Origin of the sequence: Paenibacillus sp. FSL R5-0914 (genome assembly GCF_038004525.1) — a bacterium.
Taxonomy (GTDB): domain Bacteria; phylum Bacillota; class Bacilli; order Paenibacillales; family Paenibacillaceae; genus Paenibacillus_AQ.
In genome coordinates this window covers 915,832-930,410 of the sequence record NZ_JBBORH010000001.1, presented here as the reverse complement: position 1 = coordinate 930,410, position 14,579 = coordinate 915,832, and the positions used below count along the sequence as shown (strand labels likewise).

Sequence of the window (14,579 nt, the reverse complement as noted above, 5' to 3'; positions counted from 1 at the left end):
TGGACCATCCTTTTTATTCATCTGCTGCGGGCATTGCCATATAACTCATCCATAGCAGCCAGCATTCTGCTTATATTATGCTCTGTCGTATCTACACCTACACTCGCCCGAACAGCACCACTCTCTATCGTGTCAACCGCCTTATGTGCTAAAGGGGTACAATGCATGCCCGCTCTAACCGCTATTTTATAATCACGATCTAGGCGATGAGCGATATTTGCTGACTCTTCTCCATCCACTACAAACGATACAATACCGGTTCTTGGCGCCCCTAGTGAGGGCCCTAATAGTCTAATGTTCGGGATGTGGGACAACCCCTCCATCAGTCTTTGAGTTAACGCCCACTCTCTCTCATGAATAACGCTCGTCCCTAAAGATTGTACCTTTTGAACACCTGCTAGTAAACCGGCAATCCCTACCGTATTTTGCGTTCCCGCTTCATACCGATCTGGACGAACAGAGGGCTGTTCACTGTTTTCCGATTGACTACCAGTTCCTCCATGCATCAGGGGTTCCAGGTCCAATTCAGGTGATATATAAAGTCCGCCGGTTCCTTGTGGTCCAAGTAGTCCTTTATGCCCCGGAAATGCCAACAAGTCGATATTCATTTTTTTAACATCAATATCAATTGAACCTGCGCTTTGAGCAGCATCCACCAGAAATACAGCACCATGCGATTTAACGATATCGCCAATATCACCGATAGGGAGTATACTTCCTAGTAAATTAGAGCTGTGATTGCAGATCACCATTTTGGTATTCGGCTGGAAAGCATTTTTGAGTTCTTTTAAATCCAATTGCCCTTCACGATCCACTTTTAGATAATCAACTTTTATCCCTAGTGTCTTACGCAAGTATTCCAGCGGCCGTCTCACAGAATTGTGTTCTGTCATCGTTGAAATCACGTGATCTCCCACTTTAAGCGTCCCTCTGATCGCCATATTCAAACTCATCGTAGTATTATGGGTAAAAGCTATATTTTGCGCATTAGATACACCGAACAATCCCGCCAGCACACTCCGCGTCTTTACTAACACTCGACCGCTTCCTATCGCTAGCGAGTAATTACCTCTACCAGCATTTGCCCCTGACTGCAGAGCATTCAACATCGCAGTTGCAACCTCTGGTGGTTTAGGCCAGGAAGTAGCTGCATGATCCAGATATACGAAGTCTTCCATAACCTCGCTCCTCGTCTATTACCCTTTTTTAATCAACTTATTCAAAAAAACATACCCCTAATTATCCGATTAAGGATATCTCAGGATATGTTCTTGGCATAGATACCCATTTAGTTACCCAATAATTCCAACAATCTTTCTAAATCCTGAGCACTATAGTAATTCAGTTCAATCTTCCCTTTTTCCTTACCCTGTTTTATTTTCACTGTTGTTTTAAAACGTTCACGCAATACTTCCTCTACATTATCAATATAGGGATCACGTTTAACAACTTTGACTTTAACTCCATTAGTAGGTTTTCGGTCCAAGTTCTTCACTGTTTCTTCTAGCTCTCTTACACTCCACTGTTGTTCCACGCATTGTTCGGCCAGTTGTTTAATCACTTCTGGATCCTTTAAAGCAACAATTGCCCGCGCATGCCCCATTGACATTGTTCCACGTGAAACATATTCTTTTACTTCTTCAGGTAAAGAAAGCAATCTCAGGAAGTTGGCGATATGAGATCTGGACTTTCCTACCTTGAGCGAGAGTTCTTCCTGCGTAAGTGAAAACTGATCCATTAGGCCTTGGTAAGCCACTGCAATTTCCATTGCATTTAGGTTCTCACGTTGCAAGTTCTCGATTAATGCAATCTCCATGACTTGCTGATCACTAAGATTTCTAACGACTGCTGGAATTGTAGCTTTGCCACAATATTGCGAGGCACGGAATCTGCGTTCGCCGGCAATGATCTCATACCCCTTCAATACGCTACGAACAATGATCGGCTGAATCACGCCATGTTGTCTGATAGATTCTGCTAGTTCTTGAATGGCCTCTTCATTAAAATCTTTGCGCGGTTGATATGGATTAGCCCGAAGTTGAGCTAAAGGGATCTCAACTACTTTATCATCTTCATTAATTGATAAAGATGGAATTAGCGCATCCAGACCTTTTCCTAATCGTTTACTCATAAGAAATCACTTCCTTTGCCAACTCTAAATACACTTCCGCTCCTTTAGAGCGAGGATCATAAGTAATAATGGATTGTCCATGTGACGGCGCTTCACTTAACCGGACATTCCGAGGGATAATCGTTCTATATACTTTTTCTTGGAAATACTTCTTAACCTCTTCTATCACTTGAATTCCCAGATTGGTCCGGGCATCAAGCATAGTCAATAATACTCCCTCTATCTTCAGATGCGGGTTAAGATTTTTTTGCACCAGACGAACGGTGTTTAAGAGCTGACTCAAACCCTCAAGCGCATAATATTCACACTGGATCGGGATGATTACCGAATCCGCCGCCGTAAGGGAATTGATTGTTAAAATGCCAAGTGAAGGAGGACAATCGATGATAATATAATCATAATTGTTTTTAACCGCATTCAGCGCCTTTTTTAGCTTTAGCTCTCTGGAAATCGTCGATACTAACTCGATTTCCGCACCCGCTAATTGAATGGTCGCCGGAATGATATGCAGTCCTTCATTTTGAGTTTCCAGTATGGTTTCTAGAGGATTTACCTCATTTATAAGAATGTCATATATACAATTCGCCACGTCCGCCTTGTTGACGCCAACGCCGCTAGTAGTGTTACCTTGAGGATCGATATCAACTAGAAGCACTCTTTTTCCTAATGTAGCCATACCGGCACCTAGGTTCACGGAGGTTGTTGTTTTACCGACACCGCCTTTTTGATTTGCTATGGCAATAATCTTGGACACTTAATTCACCTCGAATAGTTAGGAAGAATCTTCTCGTAGATCGCAAGTACAAATGTTCCTGACGCTGATATAGCGTCACACTTTATGAAGAATATAGACAACTATTATATACTGGAACTTTAAATTACAGGCCTGACCAACACATCCCGGTTCTAGCCACACCAAAGGCGGCCAATCTCCTCAAGGCCGCCTTCAGCTTTTGAAACAATTTATCTTTTGGGGATTTGGATTACAATCTCGTAATGGTCACCACGGTCATTTTCTGACGTTTTGATTTCCATCCCTGAGCCTGACACCATATCAATAGATTGACGAATTGTATTAAGAGCTAGACGAACATCCTTGGTATAGGAGACCCGCTTTGATTTTTTAGTTTGTGAGACTTGTTTGTAGAAAGCAATACGAGCTTCTGTTTGTTTAACATTTAAGCCTTTTGAAATGATTTCTGCCAACACTTTCAGTTGCATCTCCACACTATCGAGTGATAATAATGAACGTGCATGTCTTTCAGAAATCTGACGCTCCATTAACGCCGTCTTAACCTCTTCAGGTAAATTAAGTAAGCGAATTTTATTAGCTATGGTAGACTGACTTTTACCTAGTCGTTGTGCTAAGCTTTCTTGTGTCAATTGATGAAGATCAATTAACTTTTGATAAGCAACAGCTTCTTCAATAGAGGTCAAGCCCTCACGCTGTAAGTTTTCTATAAGCGCAATAGATGCGGCCTGTGAATCATTGAATTCACGAACAATGGCTGGAATCGTCTCTAAACCAAGCTTTTTGACCGCACGCCAGCGTCGTTCACCTGCGATGATCTCGTACACGGAATCTCGCATGCGTACAACTATGGGTTGAATGACCCCATGAGTTTTAATCGTCTGGCACAACTCATCGATCTTGTCGTCATCAAATATCGTCCGTGGTTGGTAAGGACTGCTAATGACCTCATGAACTGGTATTTGTTTAATTTCTTCTCCGCTGCTCCGCTCGGTAAATCCAAATAGCTTGGTAAATTGTTCTTTCATTCCGTTCATAACCACCTAATTTCGTTATAGTACGATCTTCTTGACCTTCTTCTCGGAAAGCGTATCGTACAGCAATAAAAAACATTCTGATATTATGAAATGGCCTGCAGCTATCAGGCATCATAATCTCTCCTTCTTTCGAACAAGAGTACAGAGAAGGAGTTATATACAAAATTAAAAGTCTACTATGCTATTCTATCACTTTTCTCTACATAATCATATTCTCCGTAAAGACCTATTTTTCCTGCATTTTCATAATGATAGCCGCTTAATAAACATATCAATTTAGTTTATCTTTTAATTAAAGTTCATTTGAGATCGTTATCGCAATTCCACTCAAAAAAAGGTCATCCTCTAAAATGAGGATGACCTTAAATATATTTGCCAATCTATAATGTTTCACGTGAAACATTATTTGATAAGTGGTGTTTTGGCAGGAATTCCCGCTTTTCGTGGGTACTTAGCAGGAGTGGCACCTGTCTTACGAATAATGACAATATGTCGCGCCGACTCTTCCACAGGCAAGCTGAACGACTCTACTTTACCAAGTTGAGCACGAAGCTCTTTTAAGCTGTACTTCGCCTCACTTAATTCTTCTGATGGATCGCTTCCTTTCATGGCAGCGAAAACTCCATCCTTACGTGTGAAAGGAAGACAAAACTCATTCAACAAGGATAATCTTGCCACCGCACGCGCAGTCACCAAATCATAGGCGTCACGATGCTTGAATTGCCGGGCAATATCCTCCGCTCGACCATGAATCAATTGCGCATCAGTTAATTTCAACGTAGTACAGACATGCTGCAGAAAAGAGATTCTTTTACTTAATGAATCAATGATCGTAAGTTTCAAATGTGGAAAACAAATCTTAAGCGGAATACCTGGAAACCCGGCTCCCGAACCGATATCTGCCAAATTGTTTATCTCATTGATATTAAGGAAAAAGGCTAGAGAGATCGAATCATAAAAATGTTTCGTGTAAACCTGCTCACGCTCTGTTATTCCAGTGAGATTCATTTTTTCATTCCAGGATACGAGTTCCTTATAGTAAAGATCGAATTGCTCCAATTGTTCTGCTGTAAGTGTAATGCCTCTTTCTTGTAAAAGCTGAGTGAATTGAACTTCCGTATTATCCATAGATTATCCTTTCGCCGCGGTTACCCGGTTGTAATGCTCGAGATATACGAGGAGAATAGAAATGTCGGCAGGTGTGACTCCCGCAATCCGAGAGGCCTGCCCGATAGAGATTGGACGGATCTTAGTCAGCTTCTGCCGCGCTTCCATCGCTAATCCATGGATTTCATTATAATTAATGTCATCTGGAATTTTCTTCTTCTCCATCTTTTGCAAGCGCTCCACATGTTGGAGCTGTTTTTCAATATATCCGGCATATTTGATTTGGATTTCCACTTGCTCCTTCATTTCTGCATCCAGCATTTCCGGTGATGGCGAGACTTGATCTACGAAGCTATATACAAGCTCTGGACGCCGCATCAAAACAAGCAAATTACTGCCGTCTACAATAGGTGCCGATTCATATTGCGCTAGTACATGGTTTACCTCAACAGGTTTAACCTTTGTCTCTTGCAGACGAACAATTTCACGCTCCACCCGTTCTTTTTTATCCGTGAAGTTATCGAAACGTTCCTGTGTAATCAAACCAATGTCGTAACCGATAGGTGTAAGTCTTAGATCTGCATTATCATGGCGAAGCAACAAACGATATTCTGCACGTGAAGTAAGCAGACGATAAGGTTCATTAGTGCCCTTAGTCACCAGATCATCAATGAGTACACCAATGTATCCCTGTGAACGATCTAAGATTACGGGTTCTTTGTCTTGCACTTTGCGTGCTGCATTAATTCCAGCCATTACACCTTGGCCAGCTGCTTCTTCATAACCGGAAGTACCATTGATTTGTCCAGCAGTGAAAAGACCAGGTAAACGTTTAGTTTCAAGAGATGGCCATAGCTGTGTAGGAACCATTGCATCATATTCAATAGCATAGCCGTTACGCATCATCTCTACCTTTTCCATACCAGGGATGGAACGCAGAATCGCCAGCTGTACATCCTCAGGAAGACTAGTCGACAGACCTTGTACATAGTATTCCGATGTATTTTTTCCTTCTGGCTCTAAAAAGATCTGATGCTTAGATTTATCACTAAATCTTACTACTTTATCTTCAATAGATGGGCAATAACGTGGACCTGTTCCTTCAATAATACCCGTAAACATCGGCGCACGATGAAGGTTGTCATTAATAATCTGATGAGTAACCTCAGAGGTATAAGTTAACCAACAAGGAAGCTGTTCATTGTTGGATGATTTCGTTTCAAACGAAAAGAATTTAGGCTCATCGTCGCCGGGTTGAATTTCTGTCTTCGAGAAATCGATCGTATCGCGATGTACACGTGGTGGTGTACCTGTCTTAAAACGTACCAATTCAAAACCAAGCTCCCGCAAATTCTCAGATAGCTTCACTGATGGCTGTTGATTGTTAGGTCCACTCTCATATGTCAGTTCACCCATGATCACCTTACCACGCAGGTAAGTACCTGTAGTCAGGATAACAGTCTTACTATGGTATTCCGTTCCTGTCTTCGTAACTACACCCGCACAACGTCCATCCTCAACGATTAAACGCTCAACCATCCCTTGACGAAGCGTCAAATTAGGCGTTTTCTCCATCGTTTCCTTCATTGTATGTTGGTACAAGAACTTATCAGCTTGTGCACGCAATGCATGCACCGCAGGTCCCTTCCCTGTGTTAAGCATACGAAGCTGAATAAAAGTCTTATCTATATTACGGCCCATTTCTCCGCCTAGCGCATCAATCTCACGCACCACATGTCCTTTGGCAGGTCCGCCTATGGACGGATTGCAGGGCATGAATGCAACCATATCCAGGTTAATTGTGATCATCAACGTGCTGCAGCCCATTCGTGCTGACGCTAGAGCTGCTTCGCAACCGGCATGACCGGCGCCAATGACGATTACGTCATAGTTGCCTCCATCATAACTCATGTCCTGTTTCCCCCTAATGTTATATTAAAATGTAAAACCTATTTTCCTAAACAAAATTGTGAGAATATTTGATCTAACAACGAGTCCGCTGCCGTATCGCCTATAATTTCACCGAGTTGTTCCCATGCTAGCCGTACATCGATTTGAATCATATCAATTGGAATATACTGTTCCGCCGCATCGTATGCATCCTGTAGTGATTTATAGGCTTTTTTAAGCAGTGCAATATGTCTCACATTACTTACATATGTCAAGTCACCCGATTCCAGCTTTCCACCAAAAAAGAGTGTCGAAATGGCATCTTCAAGTTTGTCTAGACCTTCCTCTTCCAGAACGGACATCGGTACGATGTTGGACTCCTCAAAGAACGAGAGCAACTTATCCTTATCTAGTTTGGGCGGTAAGTCCATTTTATTCATGATCACTAGGCATTGTCTACCGTGGATTTGTTCCATCAATGCCAATTCGTCCTCATGCAGCTCTTCGTTAGCATTTAGCACAAGTAGAATCAGATCCGCATCACTAACTGCCGCCTTGGAACGTTCTACGCCAATCTTCTCCACTACATCCATCGTTTCACGAATTCCCGCCGTATCAAGCAGCTTAAGCGGAATGTTGTTTATCGTTATATATTCTTCGATGACATCACGTGTTGTTCCGGGAATATCTGTTACAATCGCTTTGTTATCACGTGCTAACGCGTTTAATAAAGAAGATTTACCAACATTGGGACGACCAACTATAGCTGTCGTTATCCCCTCACGAAGAATTTTTCCTTCATTAGAAGTCTTAAGAAGCTTTGTGATTCCTTCCATCACTTCACTGCTTTTATCTTTAATAAATTCAGCTGTCATGGATTCTACATCATGCTCTGGATAATCTATATTTACTTCGATATGAGCCAGCATCTCAATAAGTGTATGGCGCAAAGCATGAATTCGATCCGACAAGGATCCACTAACCTGCTTTAAAGCCACAGAAAACGCACGATCCGACTTCGAGCGAATGAGATCAATAACCGCCTCAGCCTGTGATAAATCAATACGTCCACCCAAGAAAGCACGCTTGGTGAACTCACCTGGCTCGGCTAACCTTATCTCCTGCTGAAGAAGTAAATCCATCACCCTTCTTACAGAAATTACACCACCATGAGCACTGATCTCTACTACATCCTCGGTCGTAAAAGAACGTGGGCCCTTCATTACGGTTACAAGTACTTCTTCCATCTTCTCTCCGTTATCCGGACTAACGATATGCCCATAATGAACGGTATGCGATTCCGCTTCAGTTAACGGAACTCGGCTACGAAACAAAGGCGCCACTTGGGAAATAGCCTGAGGGCCACTTACCCGAATAATAGCAATTCCTCCCTCGCCTAATGCCGTCGATACGGCAGCAATGGTGTCACTAAGCATGCTGTTTTTCACCCCAAAACCTATATTTTTTTGATCATAAACGGTCTTATATTGTTAAAAAAGCAATGACCCCTTACATTGGTCAAGGAGTCATTGCATCATATAGTCTTTACTTCAAAGTTATAACGACGCGGCGATTTGGCTCTTCGCCCTTACTAAGGGTATTCACTTGCCGATGATCCTGTAATCTGGAGTGAATAATTTTCCGCTCCTGAGGTGACATCGGTTCCAGTACTACCTCTTTACGAGTCCGAATGACACGACTGGCTAAACGATCAGCCAGCTCTTCGAGAGTTTTTTTACGCCGCTCACGGAAGTTCTCCGCATCTAGCACAAGCCGTATAAAACTGTCGGAGTAACGATTAGCTACGATATTAGCCAAATACTGCAGAGCATCGAGAGTTTGTCCTCTTCTACCAATCAACAGTCCCAAATCTGGACCTGATATCTGCAGAATCGTGGATTCCTTAGTGTGGACGATTTCGACTTCCACTTCGAGCCCCATGCTCTTAGCGACATCCACAATGAAATGAACGGCTTCTTGGTAAGCTTCCTCCACCGGTTGTCCGGAATCTTGGCGTGGCACACCGCCGTTAGCCTCCTGTTTGCTCTCTCTTGTTGACTGCTGAGGCAGTGACGGAGCACTCGCCGCTGATGCCGGTGCGGCTTCGGCTATCAAGGTTAACTCAACCTTGGCACCTTTCGCACCGATCAATCCCAGGAATCCTCTTGATGGCTGCTCAAGTACGTTGACCGTTACCCGGTCCTTTTGAACTCCAAGCTGGGTTAGTCCCCGTTCTACAGCTTCTTCAATGGTTTTCCCTGTTGCGACGACTTTGCTCATTTTGACTTTTTGGCTCCCTTCGATGCTTTACTGCCGCCTTTGCTCTTCACAGCAGTTGAGTCATCTGTACTTTTCACAGCACTTGCGATTGCCAATTTATGTTTATCGTTGTTGCGATATAAGAAATAGTTCTGAACAATAGTATAAATGTTACTGTAAACCCAGTATAGCGGCAATGCTGCTGGGAAGTTGTAGGACATAACGAAAATCAGAACTGGATAGATCATCATCATGAACTGCATTGGCCCTTGTTGTTGCATCGGGTTCATTTTAGTCATCATTCTAGTTTGTATAAATGTTGTTAATGCTGCAAGCACTGGTAAGATAAACAGATGATCCGGCTTACCTAGCTCCAGCCATAAGAAGGAGTGCTCCCGTAGATGTGGATTATAGTAGATCGAGTTGTAGAGAGCGATAAAGATAGGCATTTGTACGATCAGCGGTAAACAACCCGCCATTGGATTAACCTTATTCTCTTGGAACAAACGCATCGTTTCTTGCTGCACCTTTTCAGGTGTGTCTTTATATTTTTTCTGGATCTTTTGGAGTTCCGGTTGAATGGCTTGCATTGCCCGCGAGCTCTTCACCTGTTTAATCGTAAGCGGAAGAATCAACGTGCGGACAATAATAACCATCACAAGTACGGCTAAACCATATTCTCCGTTAAACCAATCAGCAAACTTGTCCAAGGCAATGGCGAAATAATACACTACATTACTTTGCCAGAAGCCTCCATTCTTTAAATCCTCCGTAGTGTGCGTAACAGCAGCTGACGGAGCGCATCCCGACAGAACAGCTAACGACAACACCATCACTGTGATGAGGAGAAACCATTTTCCCCGTCTAGTCTTCATTAGAGACACTTCAAAACCCCTCTCTTGAACATTCCATTCCACCGTAAATCATACCATAATTATGAATACAAATAAACAAGCCTCTTATGCGTCCTTTATTTGCGGGAAGCCTTGAGTAGCTTGGCTTTGCGCAGTACATGCAGCACGCTTTTTTCGAGCTCTGCGTATTCCATGGAAAGCGCTCCTTTTCTTACGATAAACACCATATCGAGTCCACCTGCAATTTCAGGTTCATGATGACGAACGATTTCCTTCACCAATCTTCTCATTCGGTTACGGACAACCGCGTTTCCAACCTTTTTACTGACCGATACCCCAACTCTAAATCGCTCTACCTCTTTTTTACTAAACCAATACACTACAAATTGATGATTCGCAAATGACTTCCCATGGCGATATACACGACTGAAGTCGGCACGGTTTCGTAATCGTAACTTTTTGTGCACGGGAATCTCCTTCATAAATCCGGTTAAAAGTATCGTTCCGAATTTTTTTCTTCTAATAGTATAGTCATTTGGATGTCGCCATAAACGACCGCGACTACAACGCTGAAATTTCCCTTCTATATTATAGAAAGAAAAATATTCTCAACTTCTCACAAAATAATTCTGTATATACGTTAAATAGCCCCGCAAAGTGTAGCTAGCGCATTAAGCGAGATCCTAGTCGTTTGCAGAGCAAATAATAATAAAAAGCAGTAAAAAAAGACCACCGGAGTGGTCCCTTAGTGGCCTAACTTACGCACTCAAAACTTTTCTGCCTTTCAAGCGGCGAGCTGCCAGCACTTTACGGCCGTTTTTCGTGCTCATTCTTTTACGGAAACCGTGAACCTTCTTGCGTTTGCTCACATTTGGTCTAAATGTCGGTCTCATAATTGCACCTCCCTTACAGGAACTTAATTACTGTCATATAAGCAGAAACGGTCTAAGCCGTCCTTATAGTAGGGACAGTATCTACATGAATCATCATTTAATTATCGAGACATATCCTTACAGAAAACACCTTTATATATTTAAACATATTTTATGCGCAAAAGTCAACCTACTGCTGGCTCCAGACCCTCCCTCTAATTCAAGCCGCTTATCCACAACTCCCATTAGAAAAAAAGTAATCCACAAGATATGACAGTTATCCACCTGTGATCAAAAAATAAAGTCGACTACTCACAGATGAGCACAACCTGTGTATAAAATTATCGAAGCTTTGGCGTAAAGTGTCGAACCGTAAACAAATTATCAACAATATGTAGTGGTGTTCCTAATAATTGTACACAAGTGCTTGAATTTGTGGATAAAATAGCCCTGCTCATTGAAAAATAAGGGGCGTTTTGCTATGATGGTATTACTTTTGAATGTGAATAGATTTGTTTGTTCTCTTAATTATCAACAAGCTGTGGATAAAGTTGTGAACAAATCAAATTTATCCATATTTTTTTGTCTCTTCATATTGCCTACTGGGGATAAATATCAGCACCAACCTATTTTCTTCGACATTTCCACTTCATGGCTGATGCCACATTTGGAAGATTTAAAGGAGTGACAGTCTGTGGACAGCCATACTTCCGAATTATGGCAGCAAATTTTATCGATTATTCAAACCAAATTAAGCAAGCCGAGCTTTGATACCTGGTTTAAGGCTACTAAAGCGATAACCTTCAACTCCCAGGTTCTCATTATCTCGGCACCTACAACGTTCGCAGTAGAATGGCTGGAAAGTCGCTACACCAAACTAGTAGGAGCAACGGTCTACGAAGTCACTGGGAAACAAGTGGATGTAAAATTCGTGATTGAAGAAAGCAAGCCGCCTGAGCTTGTGGTTCAACAATCCGCTCCCACTCCCGTAGTATCACGAGAAGAAGCGCAAACGCATCTACTCAATCCCAAGTACACTTTTGACACTTTTGTAATCGGCTCCGGCAACCGTTTTGCGCATGCAGCCTCACTGGCAGTAGCCGAAGCGCCGGCCAAAGCATACAATCCCTTGTTTTTATATGGTGGTGTAGGTCTGGGCAAAACCCATTTAATGCATGCCATTGGGCACTATGTTCTAGAACATAACCCGAATAACAAGGTTATTTACATCTCATCAGAGAAATTCACGAATGAATTTATCAATTCAATCCGTGATAACCGCGGTGAAAGCTTCCGCAATAAGTATCGTAACGTTGACATTTTGCTTATTGACGATATTCAATTCCTCGCTGGAAAAGAGTCCACGCAGGAGGAGTTTTTTCATACGTTCAATGCGCTCCACGAAGAACGCAAGCAAATTATCATCTCCAGCGACCGACCGCCAAAGGAAATTCCCACACTGGAAGAACGGCTACGTTCCCGGTTCGAGTGGGGCTTGATTACGGATATTCAACCACCCGATCTAGAAACCCGAATTGCGATTTTGCGCAAAAAGGCGAAGGCAGAGAACCTTGATATCCCTAATGAGGCCATGATGTATATTGCTAACCAGATTGACACCAATATTCGTGAGCTGGAGGGTGCATTAATCCGGGTTGTTGCTTACTCATCGCTAACTAACCAGGATGTAACTACTCATTTGGCAGCTGAAGCACTCAAGGATATTATTCCTTCCAGCCGGCCTAAGATGATTACCATCGCTGATATTCAGCAAAAAGTCGGTGAATACTACAATTTACGCCTTGAAGACTTCAAAGCGCGAAAACGTACGAAAGCCGTAGCTTTTCCACGTCAAATCGCAATGTATCTCTCCCGTGAACTAACCGATTATTCGCTCCCTAAGATTGGTGAGGCATTCGGAGGACGTGACCATACGACCGTAATTCATGCGCATGATAAAATTACACAGTCATTAAAGGTCGATCAGGAGTTGTACAAAGTGGTAAATAATCTTGCGGAGAAAATTAAAAATCCTTCCTAAGAGGAACAAAGAGCCTATACACAATCTATACACATGTGGGTAGGCTTAATTTTATGCTATTTGATAGGGTTATCCACATATTAGACGCCCCTACTACTAATACTATTAAATAACTATAATAATTCATCATGTAAAGACGCGTAATAAAGAGCTACCAATACAACGAAATTCCCAATTTTTCAGCTAGGAGTGAAATCATGAAAATAAGCATTCTTAAAAATGAACTCAACGAATCCATTCAACACGTATCCAAAGCTATATCCAGTAGAACAACCATCCCTATTCTGACCGGTATTAAGCTGGAAGTTAGCCATCAAGGCGTCACATTAACTGCAAGCGACACCGATATTTCGATTCAATCGTTTATTCCAGCAGAGAATGACAGCCATACGATCGTGAAGATAGATCAGCCAGGAAGTGTTGTTCTTCCCGCTAAATTTTTCGTCGAGATTATTAAGAAGCTGCCCTCCAAAGAGATTCACATGGAAGTTAAAGAAGGATTCCAAACGTATATTTCTTCTGGATCCACTGAGATTCAGATCGTAGGTTTAGACCCTGAAGAATTCCCGGTGCTACCGAGTATTGAGGAGAACGATACTATCTCCCTGCCAGGTGATTTGCTGAAAAATATGATTAAACAAACCGCTTTTTCTATTTCTACCCAAGAGACAACTCCGATTTTAACAGGTATACTGTGGAATCTGGCTGATAATGAGTTTAAGTTTACAGCGACAGACCGTCACCGCTTAGCTACAAGAGCAGCAAAACTAGAAGGTACGGAGAATGTCCAATTTGCAAATATCGTAATCGCCGGTAAAACTCTTAATGAGCTAAGTAAGATTATTCCTGATCAAAATATGCTCGTTGATATTGTGGTTGCGGACAATCAAGTTCTCTTTAAAATCGACAAAGTACTGTTCTATTCACGGATCCTTGATGGAATTTATCCGGATACTTCTAGAATTATTCCAACAACCTACAAAACAGAACTAACTTTGGACACAAAAAAATTAAGCGAATCGATTGATCGTGCTTATTTGCTGTCCCGTGAAGAAAAAACCAATATTGTGCGCATGCAGACGCTTGAGCAAGGTGGTATTGAAATTTCATCTAGCTCTTCTGAGCTTGGTAAAGTTCGCGAAGAACTTGAAGTCATTGATTTCAAAGGTGAACCGCTCAAAATATCTTTCAACTCCAAATATATGCTCGATGTCTTAAAAGTTATTGAGAGTGAGCAGCTTGTAATAGCATTTACAGGAATGATGAGTCCGATCATTTTGAAGCCACTCGATCAAACCAATAGCTTGTATATTATTTTGCCTTACCGTACAACAAATTAATGCCAACATTCATGAACATGTGGATAAGTGGCTGAAAGGATAAAAACCATGAAAAAAATACTTATCCACAGTGGATATATTAAGCTGGATCAATTCCTGAAACTTTCTGATTGTGTATCCACAGGTGGAATGGCTAAAGCTTTGCTGCAAGAAGGACATGTACTTGTTAACGGAGAAGTAGAGGAACGGCGCGGAAGAAAACTTTATCCGGGTGATCAAATTGAAGTGCAGGATAATGGCACATTTCAGGTTGAAGGCGGAGGAGTCAAAGAGGAGTAGGCTAGGGGAGGAACCATT

The 14,579-nt window shown here is 42.2% G+C and carries 14 protein-coding genes; 3 read left to right on the top strand and 11 right to left on the bottom strand.

Translation table 11 applies throughout. The features are described from left to right. Nucleotides 1-17 precede the first annotated feature (17 nt). The 11 genes from MKX60_RS03995 to rpmH form a co-directional block, all read right to left on the bottom strand. On the bottom strand, nucleotides 18-1,178 hold the full coding sequence (locus MKX60_RS03995) for an aminotransferase class V-fold PLP-dependent enzyme (RefSeq protein WP_076298107.1): 1,161 nt from the start codon (nucleotides 1,176-1,178) through the stop codon (nucleotides 18-20). A gap of 110 nt (nucleotides 1,179-1,288) precedes the next feature. Further along, a complete protein-coding gene (locus MKX60_RS03990; RefSeq protein WP_042193054.1) occupies nucleotides 1,289-2,131 on the bottom strand; it encodes a ParB/RepB/Spo0J family partition protein in 843 nt (280 codons plus the stop codon). After that, nucleotides 2,124-2,885, bottom strand: coding sequence for a ParA family protein (locus tag MKX60_RS03985; protein WP_042131728.1), 762 nt, complete (start codon nucleotides 2,883-2,885; stop codon nucleotides 2,124-2,126). Before MKX60_RS03985 ends, MKX60_RS03990 begins: the two co-directional genes overlap by 8 nt. Nucleotides 2,886-3,094: 209 nt before the next feature. Beyond that, nucleotides 3,095-3,910 (bottom strand): nucleoid occlusion protein, encoded by an 816-nt coding sequence (gene noc, locus MKX60_RS03980; RefSeq protein ID WP_076285062.1) that lies wholly within the window; start codon nucleotides 3,908-3,910, stop codon nucleotides 3,095-3,097. A 411-nt stretch (nucleotides 3,911-4,321) separates the two neighbouring features. Beyond that, nucleotides 4,322-5,047 carry a 16S rRNA (guanine(527)-N(7))-methyltransferase RsmG gene (rsmG, locus tag MKX60_RS03975; protein WP_341059104.1) on the bottom strand — a complete coding sequence of 242 codons (726 nt, stop codon included), beginning with the start codon at nucleotides 5,045-5,047 and terminating at the stop codon, nucleotides 4,322-4,324. A gap of 3 nt (nucleotides 5,048-5,050) precedes the next feature. Further along, nucleotides 5,051-6,937 (bottom strand): tRNA uridine-5-carboxymethylaminomethyl(34) synthesis enzyme MnmG, encoded by a 1,887-nt coding sequence (mnmG, locus tag MKX60_RS03970; RefSeq protein ID WP_042193060.1) that lies wholly within the window; start codon nucleotides 6,935-6,937, stop codon nucleotides 5,051-5,053. A gap of 38 nt (nucleotides 6,938-6,975) precedes the next feature. Continuing rightward, nucleotides 6,976-8,352 carry a tRNA uridine-5-carboxymethylaminomethyl(34) synthesis GTPase MnmE gene (mnmE, locus tag MKX60_RS03965; RefSeq protein ID WP_042193063.1) on the bottom strand — a complete coding sequence of 459 codons (1,377 nt, stop codon included), beginning with the start codon at nucleotides 8,350-8,352 and terminating at the stop codon, nucleotides 6,976-6,978. Nucleotides 8,353-8,461: 109 nt separating this feature from the next. Next, nucleotides 8,462-9,196 (bottom strand): RNA-binding cell elongation regulator Jag/EloR, encoded by a 735-nt coding sequence (jag, locus tag MKX60_RS03960; protein ID WP_042193066.1) that lies wholly within the window; start codon nucleotides 9,194-9,196, stop codon nucleotides 8,462-8,464. After that, entirely contained in the window at nucleotides 9,193-10,059 is an 867-nt protein-coding gene (locus MKX60_RS03955) for a YidC/Oxa1 family membrane protein insertase (RefSeq protein ID WP_042193068.1), read from the bottom strand. Before MKX60_RS03955 ends, jag begins: the two co-directional genes overlap by 4 nt. A gap of 86 nt (nucleotides 10,060-10,145) precedes the next feature. Continuing rightward, nucleotides 10,146-10,496: a ribonuclease P protein component gene (gene rnpA, locus MKX60_RS03950; RefSeq protein WP_042193070.1), complete on the bottom strand. Its 351-nt coding sequence runs from the start codon at nucleotides 10,494-10,496 to the stop codon at nucleotides 10,146-10,148. A 291-nt stretch (nucleotides 10,497-10,787) separates the two neighbouring features. Next, nucleotides 10,788-10,922 carry a 50S ribosomal protein L34 gene (rpmH, locus tag MKX60_RS03945; RefSeq protein WP_039295761.1) on the bottom strand — a complete coding sequence of 45 codons (135 nt, stop codon included), beginning with the start codon at nucleotides 10,920-10,922 and terminating at the stop codon, nucleotides 10,788-10,790. 673 nt (nucleotides 10,923-11,595) lie between these two features. Here rpmH and dnaA point away from each other — a divergent pair. From dnaA to yaaA, 3 genes are all read left to right on the top strand, one after another. Beyond that, nucleotides 11,596-12,942 carry a chromosomal replication initiator protein DnaA gene (dnaA, locus tag MKX60_RS03940; protein ID WP_042183777.1) on the top strand — a complete coding sequence of 449 codons (1,347 nt, stop codon included), beginning with the start codon at nucleotides 11,596-11,598 and terminating at the stop codon, nucleotides 12,940-12,942. 197 nt (nucleotides 12,943-13,139) lie between these two features. Next, on the top strand, nucleotides 13,140-14,282 hold the full coding sequence (gene dnaN, locus MKX60_RS03935) for a DNA polymerase III subunit beta (RefSeq protein ID WP_339244164.1): 1,143 nt from the start codon (nucleotides 13,140-13,142) through the stop codon (nucleotides 14,280-14,282). 48 nt (nucleotides 14,283-14,330) lie between these two features. Continuing rightward, a complete protein-coding gene (yaaA, locus tag MKX60_RS03930; RefSeq protein ID WP_042123047.1) occupies nucleotides 14,331-14,561 on the top strand; it encodes a S4 domain-containing protein YaaA in 231 nt (76 codons plus the stop codon). Nucleotides 14,562-14,579: the final 18 nt, after the last annotated feature.

Bases quoted from the DNA above. Each gene is read 5' to 3' on its own strand.
- yaaA (WP_042123047.1), top strand. From the start codon at position 14,331: ATGAAAAAAATACTTATCCACAGTGGATATATTAAGCTGGATCAATTC.
- rsmG (WP_341059104.1), bottom strand. From the start codon at position 5,047: ATGGATAATACGGAAGTTCAATTCACTCAGCTTTTACAAGAAAGAGGC.
- mnmE (WP_042193063.1), bottom strand. From the start codon at position 8,352: ATGCTTAGTGACACCATTGCTGCCGTATCGACGGCATTAGGCGAGGGA.
- MKX60_RS03990 (WP_042193054.1), bottom strand. From the start codon at position 2,131: ATGAGTAAACGATTAGGAAAAGGTCTGGATGCGCTAATTCCATCTTTA.
- mnmG (WP_042193060.1), bottom strand. From the start codon at position 6,937: ATGAGTTATGATGGAGGCAACTATGACGTAATCGTCATTGGCGCCGGT.
- MKX60_RS03995 (WP_076298107.1), bottom strand. From the start codon at position 1,178: ATGGAAGACTTCGTATATCTGGATCATGCAGCTACTTCCTGGCCTAAA.
- jag (WP_042193066.1), bottom strand. From the start codon at position 9,196: ATGAGCAAAGTCGTCGCAACAGGGAAAACCATTGAAGAAGCTGTAGAA.
- rpmH (WP_039295761.1), bottom strand. From the start codon at position 10,922: ATGAGACCGACATTTAGACCAAATGTGAGCAAACGCAAGAAGGTTCAC.
- dnaN (WP_339244164.1), top strand. From the start codon at position 13,140: ATGAAAATAAGCATTCTTAAAAATGAACTCAACGAATCCATTCAACAC.
- noc (WP_076285062.1), bottom strand. From the start codon at position 3,910: ATGAAAGAACAATTTACCAAGCTATTTGGATTTACCGAGCGGAGCAGC.